Origin of the sequence: Salmonella sp. SAL-020 (assembly GCF_017372215.1) — a bacterium.
GTDB lineage: Bacteria > Pseudomonadota > Gammaproteobacteria > Enterobacterales > Enterobacteriaceae > Salmonella > Salmonella enterica.
The window spans coordinates 4386860-4403571 of sequence record NZ_CP071690.1 but is presented as its reverse complement, the minus strand read 5'-3'; the positions used below and the strand labels follow the sequence as shown (position 1 = coordinate 4403571).

General features: G+C 55.0%; 12 protein-coding genes. 6 read left to right on the top strand and 6 right to left on the bottom strand.

Annotation, left to right across the window (positions count from 1 at the left end; translation table 11 throughout):
• Positions 1–6: 6 nt before the first annotated feature.
• Together fsa and ptsP are read right to left on the bottom strand one after the other, a co-directional pair.
• Positions 7–669 carry a fructose-6-phosphate aldolase gene (gene fsa, locus J1G48_RS21285; RefSeq protein WP_000424866.1) on the bottom strand — a complete coding sequence of 221 codons (663 nt, stop codon included), beginning with the start codon at positions 667–669 and terminating at the stop codon, positions 7–9.
• Positions 670–679: 10 nt separating this feature from the next.
• Positions 680–3181 (bottom strand): phosphoenolpyruvate--protein phosphotransferase, encoded by a 2502-nt coding sequence (gene ptsP, locus J1G48_RS21280; protein WP_001128487.1) that lies wholly within the window; start codon positions 3179–3181, stop codon positions 680–682.
• Positions 3182–3489: 308 nt separating this feature from the next.
• On the opposite strand from ptsP, the gene J1G48_RS21275 reads away from it, so the two are divergent.
• The 5 genes from J1G48_RS21275 to J1G48_RS21255 all read left to right on the top strand — a co-directional run bounded on the left by J1G48_RS21275 (position 3490) and on the right by J1G48_RS21255 (position 8499).
• A complete protein-coding gene (locus tag J1G48_RS21275) occupies positions 3490–4569 on the top strand; it encodes a PTS fructose transporter subunit EIIC (protein WP_000661597.1) in 1080 nt (359 codons plus the stop codon).
• Between the two features lie 14 nt (positions 4570–4583).
• The gene (locus J1G48_RS21270) at positions 4584–4904 is read left to right on the top strand and encodes a PTS fructose-like transporter subunit IIB (RefSeq protein WP_000161258.1); all 321 of its coding nucleotides are present in this window, start codon (positions 4584–4586) and stop codon (positions 4902–4904) included.
• A gap of 98 nt (positions 4905–5002) precedes the next feature.
• Entirely contained in the window at positions 5003–7300 is a 2298-nt protein-coding gene (locus J1G48_RS21265) for a formate C-acetyltransferase (protein ID WP_000149710.1), read from the top strand.
• Positions 7266–8144, top strand: a complete 879-nt coding sequence (locus J1G48_RS21260) for a [formate-C-acetyltransferase]-activating enzyme (RefSeq protein WP_000171724.1) — start codon at positions 7266–7268, stop codon at positions 8142–8144. Before J1G48_RS21265 ends, J1G48_RS21260 begins: the two co-directional genes overlap by 35 nt.
• Position 8145: 1 nt before the next feature.
• Complete coding sequence (locus J1G48_RS21255; protein WP_000290522.1) at positions 8146–8499, top strand: PTS fructose-like transporter subunit IIB; 354 nt, start codon at positions 8146–8148, stop codon at positions 8497–8499.
• Here the strand turns inward: J1G48_RS21255 and J1G48_RS21250 are convergent.
• From J1G48_RS21250 to argE, 4 genes are all read right to left on the bottom strand, one after another.
• Positions 8486–9337, bottom strand: a complete 852-nt coding sequence (locus J1G48_RS21250) for an AraC family transcriptional regulator (protein ID WP_000274596.1) — start codon at positions 9335–9337, stop codon at positions 8486–8488. The genes J1G48_RS21255 and J1G48_RS21250 overlap by 14 nt on opposite strands.
• A gap of 160 nt (positions 9338–9497) precedes the next feature.
• Positions 9498–11231 (bottom strand): phosphoethanolamine transferase CptA, encoded by a 1734-nt coding sequence (locus J1G48_RS21245; protein WP_001192093.1) that lies wholly within the window; start codon positions 11229–11231, stop codon positions 9498–9500.
• A 210-nt stretch (positions 11232–11441) separates the two neighbouring features.
• On the bottom strand, positions 11442–14093 hold the full coding sequence (ppc, locus tag J1G48_RS21240) for a phosphoenolpyruvate carboxylase (protein WP_001005548.1): 2652 nt from the start codon (positions 14091–14093) through the stop codon (positions 11442–11444).
• A 368-nt stretch (positions 14094–14461) separates the two neighbouring features.
• Positions 14462–15613, bottom strand: coding sequence for an acetylornithine deacetylase (argE, locus tag J1G48_RS21235; protein ID WP_000800208.1), 1152 nt, complete (start codon positions 15611–15613; stop codon positions 14462–14464).
• 88 nt (positions 15614–15701) lie between these two features.
• Here argE and argC point away from each other — a divergent pair, with 88 nt between their 5' ends.
• Positions 15702–16706: an N-acetyl-gamma-glutamyl-phosphate reductase gene (gene argC, locus J1G48_RS21230; RefSeq protein ID WP_000935334.1), complete on the top strand. Its 1005-nt coding sequence runs from the start codon at positions 15702–15704 to the stop codon at positions 16704–16706.
• Positions 16707–16712: the final 6 nt, after the last annotated feature.

The following is a 16712-nucleotide window of genomic DNA, read 5'->3' as shown; positions in this document are numbered from 1 at the left end:
TCTCTCCTACAGGTTCAGATTACCAAAAGCGTTTTTCCAGTCTTGCTCAAACTTCTCTATTGCTGACTCTACCGCAGGCGTATTGAGCATTTGTTGCGCTACATCTAAAGGAAGGGTAATCGCCTGGCAACCTGCCAGTAAGCAATCCAGCGCCTGCCGCGGTGTTTTAAAGCTGGCCGCCAGTACCATGCTGTCGGGAGCGTGATGTTCCAGTAGCGTTTGCAGCTCCTGAACCATACGAATGCCATCGCCGCCCTGCGCATCAACGCGGTTGACGTAGGGAGCGACATATTTTGCGCCCGCCAGCGCCGCCAGCAGGCCCTGCGACGCGCTGTAGACGGCGGTGCCCAGCGTCACGATGCCTTCTTTTTTCAGCAATTTAATCGCTGCAAGACCTTCGGCGGTCACCGGAATTTTAACCACAATGCCGGGGATGGCGTTATTCAGTCGTTTGGCTTCTTCCACCATCCCTTTCGCGTCGCGGCTCATGGTCTGCGCAAATAAAGTGCCTTCTTCGCCGATGGCGTTTTGCAGCCTGGGCAGCACATCCCAGATAGATTCTTTGCTGGCTGCCACAATGCTTGGATTGGTGGTGACGCCGGCAATCGGGAAAATGCGCGCCAGACGTTCAACTTCCGCCACGTTAGCGGTATCCAGATAGAGTTCCATAGTCTTTCCTTTACAGTTCAAGTTCATGTTGCAGCAGGCTGGCGATAGCGTCGGCGGAAGCGGCGTTAACCAGCGTGTTGCGGAATTCTTCGTGCATGATGCGGCGGGCCAGGCGCGAGAAAATACGCATATGCTGGTCGCCCGCGGCGTGTTTGTTAAGCGTCAGCATAATGATGAACTGCGCCTCGTCATCTCCCCAGCGTACCGGCGCGTTCAGGCGCGCCACGCTGATGGTGGACTGTTCGATATGTTCCGATTTGCTGTGCGGAATGGCAAAGCTAAAGCCCAGTCCGGTGGAGAATACCGCCTCGCGCGCCCATAGATCGGCTTCCAGTTTGCGCGGGTAGCGGCAGCGGCCCGCCAGCAGCAGATTGTCGGTCATGCCTTTAATCACCTCCTCTTTGCTGCGCCAGTCGCTATCAAGCGTTATGCATTGGGCGGTAACCAGCGGGGCATCCTGCTGCGACATGCGGAACTGCGCCAGCAGATGCTCCACCTCCAGCGAGGTGCGGCAGGCCATCGCCTGATTCAACAACTGGCGGCAGGCTCGGCTGTCGAGTTGTGCCATCCGCGCTTTGGCGGCGGGAATCGACGGCGCGCCCATGCTGATCTCGTCCAGCCCCAGACCTACCAGCAATGGCAGAACCGAACCTTTGGCCCCCAGTTCGCCGCACAGACCAATCCATTTGCCCTGACGATGTACCGCCTGCACCGCGAAATCCAACGCGCGCAGGAAGGCGGGATTCAGGCTGTTGTAGTGACGAGTGACTTTGGCGTTATCACGGTCTACCGCCAGCAGGTATTGTGTTAGATCGTTACTACCAATACTAAAGAAATCAATCTCTTCACAGCATTGATCGATGATGAACATCACCGACGGCACTTCCAGCATAATGCCGAGTGGGATCTTCTCATCGAACGGGATATGTTCATTACGCAGCTGCTGTTTGGCTTCCGCCAGCTTCTCTTTGACCCACAGAATCTCTTCCATAGAGGAGATCATCGGGATCATGATTTTCAGGTTGCCGTGGGCGGACGCGCGGAGGATCGAGCGTAGCTGGGTGGTAAACAGAGAAGCGTACTCTTCATAAATACGGACGGCGCGATAGCCGAGGAATGGGTTGGCTTCGGCAGGAATATTCAGATAATCAACGGGCTTATCGCCGCCTATATCCATTGTGCGCACAATAATGCTGCGTCCCTTTGCGGACTCCAGCGCCTGGCAAAAAATATTGTACAGCTCGTTTTCGTCCGGCGCGCAGGCGCGGTCCATATACAGCATTTCTGTGCGGAACAGGCCAACCGCTTCCGCGCCGTTACTAAAGGCCGCTTGCGCCTCGACGGAGTGCGCGATGTTGGCGGCGACCTCCATGCGGATGCCGTCAGCGGTGCGCGCTTCCTGGGTCAGCCAGATGCGCTGCTGTTCGCGCAGGGCGTCTTGCACGCGGGCTTCCTGCTGATAGTAACGAGTGACAGGCTCGTCAGGCGCAACGACAATCGCGCCTGCGTTGCCGTCAATATAAACCGTCTGCTGACGCCACGGTGTTAAGGCCTCAATCTCCACGCCAACCAGGGTGGGAATGTTGAATGAGCGGGCGAGAATCACCGTGTGCGAAGTGTTGCCGCCGCTTTTTAACAGCAGACCTTTGAGAAAGGTTTTATCCAGTTCGAGGAACTGGCTTGGCGTCAACTCTTCCGCCATACAGATAGATGGCCGGGTCAACTGGCCCGGCGCCGGAAAGCGCTGCTCACCGTAAATGTGTTGCAGTAACTGGAAGCAAACGTCACGAACATCCAGCGCGCGTTCCTGTAAATAGCTGCTGCTGGCGCGAGCGAACTCATTGCAGAAATGGTTCGCGCTTTCCACGATTGCCTGCGCGCAGCTTAAACCGCGCAGAACGCCGTCCAGTAAATGCTGACGCAGTGAAGCGTCGCCTGCCAGCGAACGATGGGCTTCCAGAATCGCGCTGGCGGCACCGTCACTGTCGAGCTGACGAAACTCAATATGCTTTATCAACATCGCTAAGCCATTGTCCAGCGCGGCTTGTTCCGTCTCTGTGTCGTTGGCGGTCGGGAGTTCGCCGAGCGCATTGAGATCCAGGGAAGAGAGTGGCGTCAGTACGCCGCCCGCGCTGCCGCTACACACGCTACGGGCGCGGTAAATCTGCGGATTCAGCTGGGTCAACGACGCCGGAAGCGGCTCCAGTTCGCTGTTTTTAATCTCCGCCAGCGGCGCGTCGCAGAGTGGGAATTCATCGCGCAGCCATTGACTCAGACGCTGACAGGCAACCTGTTCATCGGCACCGGAAATCACCAGCTGACAGTGGTCGCCAGCCAGCGTGTCGGTGCCAATCAGCGCCAGCGCGCTTTTGGCGCTGCCTTTGCGATCGGTGCGCAGGTTGTGCCACTCAATTTGCGACGTGAAGGTATTACACAGCGTTTCTACGTGGCTTGCCGGGCGCGCATGTACGCCATTCGGCAGTTCACAGGTAAATTCCACAATCAGGGGCATTGCCTCTCTCCCATAACGATTCTCTCGCTACAGCATAAAAGGAGGTAGCCGGAATACGCCATGTGACAAATCTGTCAAAAGCTGGATAAATGTAATGTAGCGCAAAAAGTGCGAGTTGTCTCACAACTTAGCGTGGTAGCGCAGGTTTTACCTTTTTCAGAAGTTATGAAGCGGATCGCATTTTTATACTGATATTACAAAAATCCAGTAAATGGCCTTTTTATCCACTGTCTGCGCGACAATGGATTGCCTATTGTTTTCCGCAGTAACTTTATGGACATGGGCTTTATCCAGCCCGGGAGCGACTTATGAAAGAGTTGGTACAGATCCTGAAAAATACCCGCCAGCACCTGATGACCGGTGTTTCGCATATGATCCCCTTTGTGGTGGCTGGCGGAATTTTGCTGGCAGTCTCCGTCATGCTATATGGCAAGGGCGCCGTACCCGATGCCGCCACCGATCCGAATCTTAAAAAACTGTTTGATATTGGTGTCGCCGGGCTGACGCTGATGGTGCCTTTCCTCGCCGCATACATTGGCTACTCCATTGCCGAACGCTCCGCGCTGGCTCCTTGCGCGATTGGTGCCTGGGTGGGTAACAGCTTCGGCGCGGGCTTTTTCGGGGCACTTATCGCCGGACTTATCGGCGGGATCGTGGTGCATTACTTGAAGAAAATCCCGGTGCATAAGGTGCTGCGTTCTGTGATGCCTATTTTTGTGATTCCCATCGTTGGCACTTTTATCACCGCGGGCATCATGATGTGGGGGCTGGGCGAACCGATCGGTGCGCTGACAAGCAGCCTGACCCAATGGCTGCAAGGGATGCAGCAGGGCAGCATCGTGCTGCTGGCGGTGATCATGGGGCTGATGCTGGCTTTTGATATGGGCGGCCCGGTTAATAAAGTCGCTTATGCGTTCATGCTGATTTGCGTGGCGCAGGGCGTATATACCGTGGTGGCTATCGCCGCGGTGAGCATCTGCGTACCGCCGCTGGGACTGGGGCTGGCGACGCTGATTGGCCGCAAGAATTTTTCTGTTGAAGAGCGCGAAGCCGGTAAAGCCGCGCTGGTCATGGGCTGCGTGGGCGTAACGGAAGGGGCGATTCCTTTCGCCGCTGCCGATCCGCTGCGCGTGATCCCATCCATTATGGTGGGCTCCGCTTGCGGTGCGGTAATGGCCGCGCTGTTTGGCGCGCAGTGTTATGCCGGTTGGGGCGGTTTAATTGTTCTGCCAGTCGTGGAAGGCAAGCTGGGTTATGTCGCGGCAGTCGCCGTGGGCGCGGTGGTAACGGCAGTCTGCGTTAACGTGCTGAAAAGCCTGACGCGTAAGAATGTGTCGCAAGTTGACGAAAAAGAAGACGACCTGGATTTAGATTTTGAGATGAATTAAGCGAGGAATAAGCCATGACTAAAATTATTGCAGTAACCGCGTGTCCTTCTGGTGTTGCGCATACCTATATGGCGGCTGAAGCGCTGGAAAGCGCAGCCAAAGCGAAAGGTTGGGATGTGAAAGTGGAGACTCAGGGCTCGATTGGGCTGGAAAATGAACTGACGGCAGAGGATGTGGCGAGCGCCGATATGGTGATTTTGACTAAAGATATCGGCATCAAGTTCGAAGAGCGGTTTGCGGGTAAAACTATCGTTCGCGTCAATATCAGCGACGCGGTAAAACGCGCCGACGCCATTATGAACAAGATTGACGCCCATCTTTCGCAAACCGCGTAACGTTAAAATGCCCGATGGCGCAAGTTTATCGGGCCTGCTCACAGGCCCGATAAGAGATTTATGCCGCCATCCGGCGCTCGTGTCCACAGGAGCTCCTCATGACCCATCGTATTCAACGCCTCAAAGCCGCTCTGTTTCAGAATCACCGTGAAATTTCTCTGGAGCGCGCGCTGCTTTATACCGCCAGCCATCAGCAGACGGAGGGCGAACCGGTCATTTTGCGCCGCGCCAAAGCGACGGCGTATATCCTTGAACATGTTGAAATTTCGATTCGTGACGAGGAGCTGATTGCCGGAAACCGAACCGTTAAGCCGCGCGCGGGTATTATGTCGCCGGAAATGGACCCGTATTGGCTGCTTAACGAGCTGGATCGGTTCCCGACGCGTCCGCAGGACCGTTTTGATATCAGCGAAGAGGATAAGCGCCTCTATCGTGAGGTTCTATTCCCGTACTGGGAAAAACGGTCGATGAAAGATTTTATTAACGGGCAGATGACCGATGAGGTGAAAGCCGCCGTCAGCACCCAGATTTTTAGCATTAACCAGACGGATAAAGGGCAGGGGCATATCATTATTGATTATCCACGCTTGCTCAATAACGGGCTGGGTGAACTGGCGGCGCAGATGCGCGCGCGCTGCGAGCAACAGCCGGAAAACGACTTTTATCAGGCCGCTCTGTTGTTACTTGAGGCATCGCAACGCCACATCCTGCGTTATGCCGTACTGGCGGAACACCAGGCGGAGCGCTGCCCGGACGCTCGTCGTCGTCAGGAACTGCTCACCATTGCCGCCAATTCGCGGCATAACGCGCAGCACAAACCACAGACGTTCTGGCAAGCATGTCAGCTGTTCTGGTACATGAACATTATTTTGCAGTACGAGTCCAACGCCAGTTCGCTGTCGCTCGGGCGCTTCGACCAGTACATGCTGCCGTTTTATCAGACTTCGCTCACTCAGGGCGACGATCCGGCGTTCCTGAAAGAGTTGCTCGAGTCGCTGTGGGTGAAATGCAACGATATCGTGCTGCTGCGCTCCACCAGTAGCGCGCGCTATTTTGCCGGTTTCCCGACGGGTTACACCGCGCTGCTGGGCGGATTGACGGAAAGCGGACGCAGCGCGGTAAACGTGCTCTCTTTTCTCTGCCTGGATGCCTACCAGAGCGTGCAGTTGCCGCAGCCGAATCTCGGCGTGCGCACTAACGCGCTGATTGATACGCCGTTCCTTCTCAAGACCGCCGAGACCATTCGCCTCGGTACCGGCATTCCACAGATTTTCAATGACGAAGTGGTGGTTCCCGCGTTCCTTAACCGTGGCGTGTCGTTGGAGGATGCGCGCGATTATGCGGTGGTGGGATGTGTTGAGCTGTCGATTCCGGGCAGAACCTACGGGCTGCATGACATCGCCATGTTTAATCTGCTGAAAGTGATGGAAATCAGCTTGTATGAAAATGAGGGCAACGACACTCTTACTTATGAGGCGTTGCTGGCGCATATTCGCGCCAAAATCAGTCACTACATTACACTAATGGTAGAAGGCAGCAATATTTGCGATATCGGCCATCGTGACTGGGCGCCGGTGCCGCTGCTCTCTTCGTTTATCAGCGACTGCCTGGAGAAAGGGCGAGACATCACCGACGGCGGCGCGCGCTATAACTTTTCGGGCGTACAGGGCATCGGTATCGCCAACCTGAGTGATTCCCTTCATGCGCTCAATGGGCTGGTATTCGATCAGCAGCGCCTGAGTTTTGATGCGCTGCTGTCGATCCTGAAAAACAACTTCGCCACGCCAGAAGGGGAAAAGATCCGCGCCAGGCTTATCAACCGCTTCGAAAAATATGGCAACGACATTGATAATGTCGATAACATCAGCGCCGAACTGCTGCGGTATTACTGCAAAGAGGTGGAAAAATACCAGAATCCGCGCGGCGGCCAGTTTACGCCGGGTTCATACACGGTTTCCGCGCATGTGCCGCTGGGAGCGGTGGTCGGCGCGACACCGGACGGGCGTTTTGCCGGAGAACAGCTGGCGGATGGCGGCCTGTCGCCGATGCTCGGACAGGATATGCAAGGGCCGACGGCGGTACTAAAATCAGTAAGTAAGTTGGATAACACGCTGCTGTCGAACGGTACGTTGCTGAACGTGAAGTTTACTCCTGCGACTCTGGAAGGAGAGGCGGGACTGCGCAAGCTGGCGGATTTCCTGCGCGCGTTTACCCAGCTCAAACTGCAGCACATCCAGTTTAATGTGGTGAATGCCGACACATTGCGCGAAGCGCAGCTACGGCCTCAGGATTTCGCTGGGCTGGTGGTGCGCGTGGCGGGCTACAGCGCCTTCTTTGTCGAGCTGTCGAAGGAGATTCAGGATGACATTATTCGCCGCACCGCGCATCAGTTGTGAGGTTGTGGGGGCGCGCGATGAGGAGACCGCGCGTATCTTCAATATCCAGCGCTATTCGCTGAATGACGGGCAGGGGATTCGTACGGTGGTCTTTTTTAAGGGCTGTCCGCATACCTGTCCGTGGTGCGCTAATCCGGAATCTATCTCGCCGCGCATTGAAACGGTGCGCCGGGAAAATAAATGCCTGCGTTGCACGCCGTGTCTGCGGGATGCCGACGAATGTCCTTCCGGCGCGTTTGAGCGTATTGGGCGTGATATTACGCTGGATGAACTGGAACGCGAAGTGCTGAAAGACGACATCTTCTTTCGTACTTCCGGCGGCGGGGTGACGCTTTCTGGCGGCGAAGTGCTGATGCAGGCGCCGTTCGCCACGCGCTTCTTACAGCGATTGCGGCGTTGGGGCGTTCCTTGTGCTATTGAAACGGCTGGCGATACGTCGGCCAGCCGTCTACTGCCGTTGGCAAGGGCGTGTGATGAGGTATTGTTTGATCTGAAAATTATGGATGCGGAGCGGGCGCGCGAGGTGATCAACATGAATCTGCCGCGCGTACTGGAGAATTTACGGTTACTGGTTAGCGAGGGAATCACGGTGATCCCTCGTTTGCCGTTGATTCCTGGCTTTACGCTTAACGCAGAGAATCTGCAGTGCGCGTTAACATTGTTGAGATCATTAGGAATAAAGCAGGTTCACCTGCTACCGTTTCATCAGTACGGCGAGCCGAAATACCGGCTGCTTGGAAAATCATGGATGATGAAAGATATTCCCGCGCCGTCGGTGCAAGAGATCGCTCTGTTTCGGGAGATGGCGGAGCAAGCAGGATTTCAGGTCACCACAGGAGGTTAATATGGCAGTACCTGTACGGCATCTGGTGGCAGTGACCGCCTGCGTGAGCGGTGTAGCGCATACCTATATGGCTGCTGAACGGCTGGAAAAACTTTGCCAGCAGGAGAAGTGGAGCATCAAGATTGAAACCCAGGGGGCACTCGGTACAGAGAACCGCTTAACGGAAGAGGATATCCGCCGTGCCGATGTCGTGTTGCTCATTACCGATATCGAGCTGGCGGGCGTGGAGCGATTTACCCGGAGTCGCTATGTCCAGTCGGGGATCAGCGCTTTTTTGCGGGAGCCACAGCGGGTAATGAGCGCTGTGCGTAAACTCCTTTCCGCGCCGCAACATACCCACCTTATCCTGGAGTAATCTGCTTTTCCGTTAGCTGGCTGTGATACTGGCGGCGATACTCCGACGGCGAGCGTTCCGTATTTTTGCGAAACAGGCGGCAGAAATAGTTACTGTCGACAAAGCCGCAACGGTGCGCCACCTCTTTCACTTTCAGGTCATAGCCCTTCAGCAACGTTTTGGCGTGTTCCAGTCGCGTATGGTTCAGGTATTCGTTAAAGCCGATGGCCCCCGTTTTCTGGAACAGGTGCGAGAGGTAATTTGGCGAGATATAAAACGCTTGTGCTACCGATTCGCGCGTCAACGGCGCGGCGTAGCGTTCATCAATATACTCCCGAATGGCTTCAAAAAGCGCGCGGCTGCGGGAGGCGGTCTGGATTTGGCTGCCGAGCAGATCGCGGCAATGGCTTAGCAGGCTGGCGACAATCAATCTGGCCGTTTGCTGCTCTTGCGGCTGCATCTGCATCTCATTAAGCGTTTGTAACAGGAACGAGCCGATACGCGGGCCGCGGCGCGCAACGTGCTGTTTCGTGAGGTTTTGATGCTGCTGACCATCCCAGTGGACTACGCTGAAACCTAACTGCTGTTTGCCAAACAGAATGCTCAGGGTGGTGACGGGCGTTTGCCATTGCGGGATGTTCCAGCCGCCAGCCGGAACGTAGAGAACATCGCAAGGAATGAGCGGGGCGGTAATGCTCATGTCAGTAAGCTCGCCCTCCAGCACAATCTCCAGCCGCGGAAAATCCACCTGGTACGCCAGTTCCGGCGCTGGGCCGCTGGCGCTGGCAAAATAAATCTGGCGCAGCGGCAGCGGGCCGTTGATGAGACGGGAGAGAAGGTGGCTGACGTCGTGATACATGATAATCCCCTGCCGATCGCAAACAGAGGAAACAGTAACGTCGAAAACCGATGTCCTCAAGCGATTATTGCCGGATAGCGGCGCTTTGCGCCTTATCCGGACTACGGGAGAGAAGCACGCCAGGCCCGATAAGCGTTAGCGTTATCGGGCAACATACAGGCTATTGATTACCGACCTGATCGCCATACGGCAACGTATCATAATCAATCAGCGCGTTTTTCTTATACGGGTTGCCAATCCAGCGCGTGGTCTCTTTGAACTGCGGGTTGGTGATGGAGCGCGTCGGGTCGTAGCCATCATAGGTCAGGCCCGCTAAGTCAGACCAGGTATGGATAAGCTCGGAACTGCTGTACTTACGATCGACATCCTGTGAGAAGTCGCGCGGATGCGCTGCCTGCCATTTCTCTGAGGTCCACAGCAGGAACGGCACCGTATACATATGACGGGTTGGCGAATCTTCGTTTCGTCCCTGCGTCTTATGCGGCGGCGTGTCATACACTTCTTCACCGTGATCGGAGAAGTAGAGCAGGAAACCGTTCGGATCGGTCGCTTTATAGTCCTTAATCAGGCTGGCGACAACATAGTCATTATACAGGTTCGCGTTGTCGTAATCGTTATACGATTCCAGTTCGTCGCTGCTTAATCCCGGCGGAACATGGTCGGTTTTACCATCAAACTTGCCCTGGTTTTCTGGATAGCGGAACTTGTATTTAATGTGCGTTCCCAGCAGATGCACAATAATGAATTTTTTCGGCGCCGGGTCGGCTAACACCGCTTTAAACGGCTCCAGCACGTTGCTGTCATATTCGCGTGCGCTTTGAGTGCGCTGCTGGTTCATATAGAACTGCTTATCAGTCTGCTTAGAGAACACGGTCAGCATGGTATTACGCGCCGTCATCGTCTGCTGGTTAGTGATCCAGAAGGTTTTATACCCGGCCTGTTTCATCATATTCATCAGCGATGGCTTCGTCAGATACCAGTCCGGGTTCTTTTCGTCCGCGAACGTTAGCGCCTGTTGCAGGATCTCAATGGTGTACGGTCGCGAAGTTACCACATTATTAAACACGGTCAGCCCGGGGTCGGTTTTATGCAGCGCGTCCAGTTCCGGCGTGGTTTCGCGCGGATAACCGTACAGACTCATACGGCCACGCTGGGTCGATTCGCCAATCACCAGTACCAGTGTGCGCGGCGCATCGCCGGAGTGGTCCTGGAAGTTAGCCAGCGGCGGCAGGGCATCGTTTTCATTCAGCAGTTTATTCAGCGAGGCGAGCTGTAAACGGTACTGATAGTAGCCAGTAATAAATTGCCACGGCGCGGCGGGTTCCATTCGTGACGCCAGGCTATCCAGCGTTTTCTCCATCGACTTATGCTTGATAAAGGTATTCATCGCGATGGGATGGAGGATCAGCCCGTACAGCAGGGCAAACGACACCAGATAACGCCAGGGCGATGGAATATAAACCGGGCGCAGACGTGTCCACAGCAAAATCGCCGCCACCGTATAAGCCAGCGCGACAAGAACAATTTTCAGACTGAAATATTGGCTTAAATATTCGCTGGCTTCATTGGCGTTGGTTTCAAACATCACAAACAGCACGCTTTGCGAGAACTCCTGCCCGTAGATTACGTAATAGCTCAGCGCCGCCAGCGAGGCGGCCCAGAGTACGACGCCAATAACGGCCGCAATAACCCGGATGCGGCCTGGAAACAGAAAGACCGGGATCAGCCACAGTGAGCTGTACAGTAGCGAATCCCGCAGACCGTTTGTCCCGCTGTATCCGGTGAGATAAATAATGGCCTGCAGGAGGGTGGAAAAGAACCAAAAGTAGAGCAGTGCCCAGCCCAGGGCTTTCCAGCTAAACGCGGGTTTAGTCTGGAGTAATGTGGATTGCATAATGAGAGCCTGTCTTTAATCGTAGCGCCAAACGTAACGCCTGAACCTTAAAAGAATCTGAAGCAAACCTGCTTTATGCCGCACGTTTTGCTAAGAAAGATTTACAAATGCATAAAATGCAGACAGGAATATATTGAAAAAATGACGAGGATGACAGCAGTATTTCATGCCGCCCCCACATAACTGCGTGAGAGCGGCTCTCTTTTTGCGTTAGCCGGTGTTGCGCATACCGGCGGCGACGCCCGCAATCGTGACCATCAACGCCTGTTCGACGCGAGGATCGGGCGATTTGCCCTGCTCTTCAGTCAGACGGGAACGATACAGCAACTCGGCCTGCAACACGTTTAATGGATCGGTATAAACGTTTCTTAACTGAATGGACTCCGCAATCCACGGTAAGTCGGCCATCAGGTGCGAATCGTTGGCAATCGCCAGCACCACTTTAATGTCTTCTTCCAGCAGGTCTCGTAGCTCTTTGCCCAGCGGCCATAGCGTTTTCGCCACCAGACGCTGATCGTAATAGTCGGCCAGCCACAGGTCGGCTTTCGAGAACACCATTTCCAGCATCCCAAGACGCGTGGAGAAGAACGGCCAGTCGCGGCACATGGCTTCCAGTTCGCTTTGTTTACCGTCTTCCACCACTTTTTGCAGCGCAGTACCCGCGCCCAGCCAGGCTGGCAGCATCAGGCGGTTTTGCGTCCAGGCGAAGATCCACGGAATCGCGCGCAGCGATTCGACGCCGCCAGTTGGACGACGTTTCGCCGGACGTGAGCCGAGCGGCAATTTGCCCAACTCTTGCTCCGGCGTCGCGGAGCGGAAGTACGGTACAAAGTCTTTATTTTCGCGCACGTAGCCGCGGTAGGTTTCACAGGAGATGACGGAAAGCTCATCCATAATATGACGCCAGCTGTCTTTCGGTTCCGGCGGCGGCAGCAGGTTTGCTTCCAGAATTGCGCTGGTGTAGAGCGAGAGGCTGCTGACGGTGACTTCCGGCAGGCCGTATTTGAAGCGGATCATCTCGCCCTGCTCGGTCACGCGCAGACCGCCTTTCAGACTGCCTGGCGGTTGCGAAAGCAGCGCCGCGTGGGCTGGCGCGCCGCCACGGCCAATAGAACCGCCGCGGCCGTGGAAGAGGGTAAGCTCGATGCCGGCTTTTTCACAGGTTTTGATCAGGGCGTCCTGCGCCTGATACTGCGCCCATGACGCGGCCATGACGCCGGCGTCTTTCGCCGAGTCGGAGTAGCCGATCATGACCATCTGCTTACCCTGAATCAGTCCGCGATACCAGTCGATATTCAACAACTGGGTCATCACGTCGTCGGCATTGTTCAGGTCGTCGAGGGTTTCAAACAGCGGCGCGACCGGCATGGCAAAGCCGATACCTGCCTCTTTCAGCAGCAGATGCACAGCCAGCACATCAGACGGCGTTTTCGCCATTGAAATTACGTAGGCGGCGATCGATCCTTTTGGCGCTTCGGCAATAACCTTGCAGGTTTCAAGCACTTCGCGGGTATCGTTGCTCGGCTCCCAGTTACGCGGCAGCAGCGGACGTTTGGAGTTCAGCTCGCGGATCAGGAAGGCCTGCTTGTCGGCTTCCGACCAGCTTTCGTAGTCGCCAATACCGAGGTAGCGGGTAATTTCGCCCAGCGCTTCGGTATGGCGGGTGCTCTCCTGACGGATATCAATACGCACCAGCGGTACGCCGAAACACTTCACGCGGCGGAGCGTGTCGAGTAACTCGCCGTTGGCGATAATGCCCATGCCGCAGGCCTGTAACGACTGGTAGCAGGCGTACAGAGGTTCCCAGAGCTGCTCGTTTTGCGTCAGCAGGCCAGCCGGTTTGGGCAGCTTCTCGCCTTTCAGACGCGCTTCCAGCCAGGACTGGGTCGCCATCAGACGGGCGCGCAATTTTTTCATCAGGTAGCGATACGGCTCAGACGCGCCTTCTTCGCCCACTAACGCCAGCAGCTCCGGCGTGGCGTCGACCATCGACAGTTCTGATACCAGAACATGAATGTCTTTCAGGAACAGATCGGTGGCTTTCCAGCGGCTTAACAAGAGCACGTGGCGGGTGATATCCGCCGTCACGTTCGGGTTGCCGTCACGGTCGCCGCCCATCCAGGAGGTAAAACGTACCGGCACAAAATCCACCGGCAATTTGTAGCCGAGATTTTCTTCCAGCTGTTCGTTCAGTTCACGCAGATAGTTAGGTACGCCCTGCCACAGGCTGTTCTCAACCACGGCGAAGCCCCATTTGGCTTCATCCACCGGGCTTGGGCGCTGCTTGCGGATCTCATCCGTATGCCAGGATTGGGCAATCAACTGGCGCAGGCGACGCATCACCTGGTGACGTTCGTAGTCGGCGATATCGGTATTATCAAGCTGTTTCAGACAGTTATTGATTTCACCCATCTTGTGAATAAGCGTACGGCGGGTAATTTCTGTCGGATGGGCGGTTAGCACCAACTCCAGCGACAGCGACTCTACCGCTTTTTTGATGGTTGCGTCGTTGAGGTCCGGTTGGTTTTTCAGTTTGCGCAGAGTGCGGGCAATCACTTCCGGGTTGCTGGCGGCTTCGCCTTTTGGCGAAATGCTGTGGTATTGCTCGGCAGTATTGGCCAGGTTCAGGAACTGACTAAACGCGCGCGCAACTGGCAGCAGCTCGTCATTAGACAAATTTTGTAGCGTGGTGAGCAGCTCCTGGCGATTAGCTTCATTGCCGGCGCGTGAAGATTTGGATAGCTTACGGATTGTTTCTACGCGATCAAGAATGTGTTCTCCCAGCGCATCCTTGATGGTTTCTCCCAGCACCTTGCCGAGCATACTGACATTACTACGCAACGCGGAATATTGTTCGTTCATATGACCCCAGACACCCCATCTTTAATGTAATTGCCCTGTCTCTTTCATGCCACAGCGGCAGTGGCTGCGTTCGCCCGTATGCCAGTTCTGCGGAATGGGCTCGTTTGCCGCCTTGCTGTGACGTAAAATTTTTCGGACTTTGCTTTTTAGCCGTCTTTTATAAAGCCACGTAAAACCCGTGGCGTCAATTACTGCGAAATCGGTTCAGCAAACGAAAAAATGGCGGTAATTTATTAAAGTTAATTCGCATCGTGCCAAATAAGAAATGCTTATGAACATGTGGCGTAGAGACGCCGGATGGCGCTGCGCTTATCCGGCCTACAAGACGGGGTAGGCCCGGTAAACATCACGTCACCGGGCAATATGCATTAATGCCAGCAAAAATGGTGTACTACCTGGGTAATCAATTCCCGGGTTGGCTTAATAAAACGCGTTTCGAGATATTCATCCGGCTGATGCGCCTGATTAATTGAGCCCGGACCAAGCACCAGCGTTGGGCATAATGTCTGCATAAACGGCGCTTCAGTACAGTAGTTCACCACGTCGGTTTTTGTTCCCAACAGTTTTTCTACTACTTCAACCAGTTGGTGGTCCGGTGGACACTCGTAACCTGGAATCGGCGGATGTAATTCCGCCACCGTCAGGCGGCCCGGCCAGCGTTCGCTTACCGGGGCCAGCGCGTCGTTAAGCAGTCCATTAAGGTCGTTTAACGTCATGCCCGGCAGTGGACGAATATCCATATGCAATTCGCAGCAGGCGCAGATACGGTTTGAGGCATCGCCGCCGTGGATATGGCCCAGATTCAGCGTTGGATACGGAACGGTAAACGCCTCGTAGTGATACCGCGCTTTCAGCGAGTCACGCAGTTGCATGATATGGCCAATCGCATCGTGCATCAGTTCAATGGCGTTAACCCCACGCGCCGGGTCGCTGGAATGACCGGACTGCCCCAGGACGCGAACGACATTAGAGATATGCCCTTTGTGCGCGCGTATCGGTTGCAACGACGTCGGTTCGCCAATGATCGCGCAGTCCGGACGTAATGCCGTGGTTTCGGAAAAATAACGCGCCCCCGCCATGCTGGTCTCTTCATCGGCGGTCGCCAGAATGTAGAGCGGCTTTTTCAACTTTGTGACGTCAACGTCACGTAGCGCGTCCAGAATAAAAGCGAAGAAGCCTTTCATATCCGCAGTGCCCAGGCCATAGAGCTTATTGTCATGCTCGGTCAGCGTGAACGGGTCGCGCGTCCAGCGTCCGTCATCAAAGGGAACCGTGTCGGTATGGCCGGTCAGCAGCAAACCGCCCGCGCCATGTCCGGTGCTGGCGAGCATATTAAATTTGTTTCGCGTTCCTGGAACCGGTTGAACCTCTACGTTGAAACCAAGATCGCTGAACCAGCCTGCAAGCAAAGTGATTAAAGACGCATTACTTTGATCCAGGGATTCTTCGGTTGCGCTTATCGACGGTGTGGCAATCAAAGCGCGGTAAATCTCGATAAATGGCGGTAAAACGTTTTTCATTGTTGACACACCTCAGGTCATGATAGTATCAATATTCATGCATTAATTATGAATAAAAATACATTAACGTTGAGCATAAAGGAACCCGATGTTGAATACGCTGATTGTAGGCGCTAGCGGTTATGCGGGCGCAGAGCTTGTAAGCTACGTAAATCGCCACCCACATATGACCATAACCGCTTTGACCGTCTCAGCGCAAAGCAATGATGCAGGAAAGTTAATTTCTGATTTACATCCGCAGTTAAAAGGGATTGTCGACCTGCCATTGCAACCGATGTCGGATGTACGTGATTTTAGTGCAGATGTTGATGTGGTGTTCCTGGCGACAGCGCATGAAGTGAGCCACGATCTGGCGCCGCAATTTTTACAGGCCGGATGCGTCGTATTCGATCTTTCCGGCGCGTTTCGGGTAAACGATCGCGCCTTCTATGAAAAGTACTACGGATTTACTCATCAATATCCTGAGCTGCTGGAGCAGGCGGTGTACGGTCTGGCGGAGTGGAATGCCGATAAACTGAACACGGCGAATCTGATTGCGGTTCCTGGTTGCTATCCAACCGCAGCGCAGTTGTCGCTAAAACCGCTGATTGACGGCGGGCTTCTCGATCTGACGCAGTGGCCGGTAATTAATGCCACCAGCGGGGTGAGCGGCGCGGGGCGCAAGGCGGCAATATCGAACAGTTTCTGTGAAGTGAGTTTGCAACCGTATGGCGTGTTTACGCATCGTCATCAGCCGGAAATCGCTGCCCATCTGGGCGCGGAGGTCATCTTCACCCCGCATCTGGGGAATTTCCCGCGCGGGATTATGGAAACCATTACCTGCCGCCTGAAAGCGGGAGTAACCCATGCGCAGGTCGCCGACGTGTTGCAAAAAGCCTATGGCGACAAACCGCTGGTGCGCCTGTATGACAAAGGCGTTCCGGCGTTAAAGAACGTCGTCGGGCTGCCGTTCTGCGATATTGGTTTTGCCGTCCAGGGCGAACATCTAATTGTGGTGGCAACCGAAGACAACTTGTTGAAAGGCGCAGCGGCGCAGGCGGTGCAGTGCGCTAATATTCGTTTTGGCTTCGCTGAAACGCAGTCTCTTATTTAAGGGTGA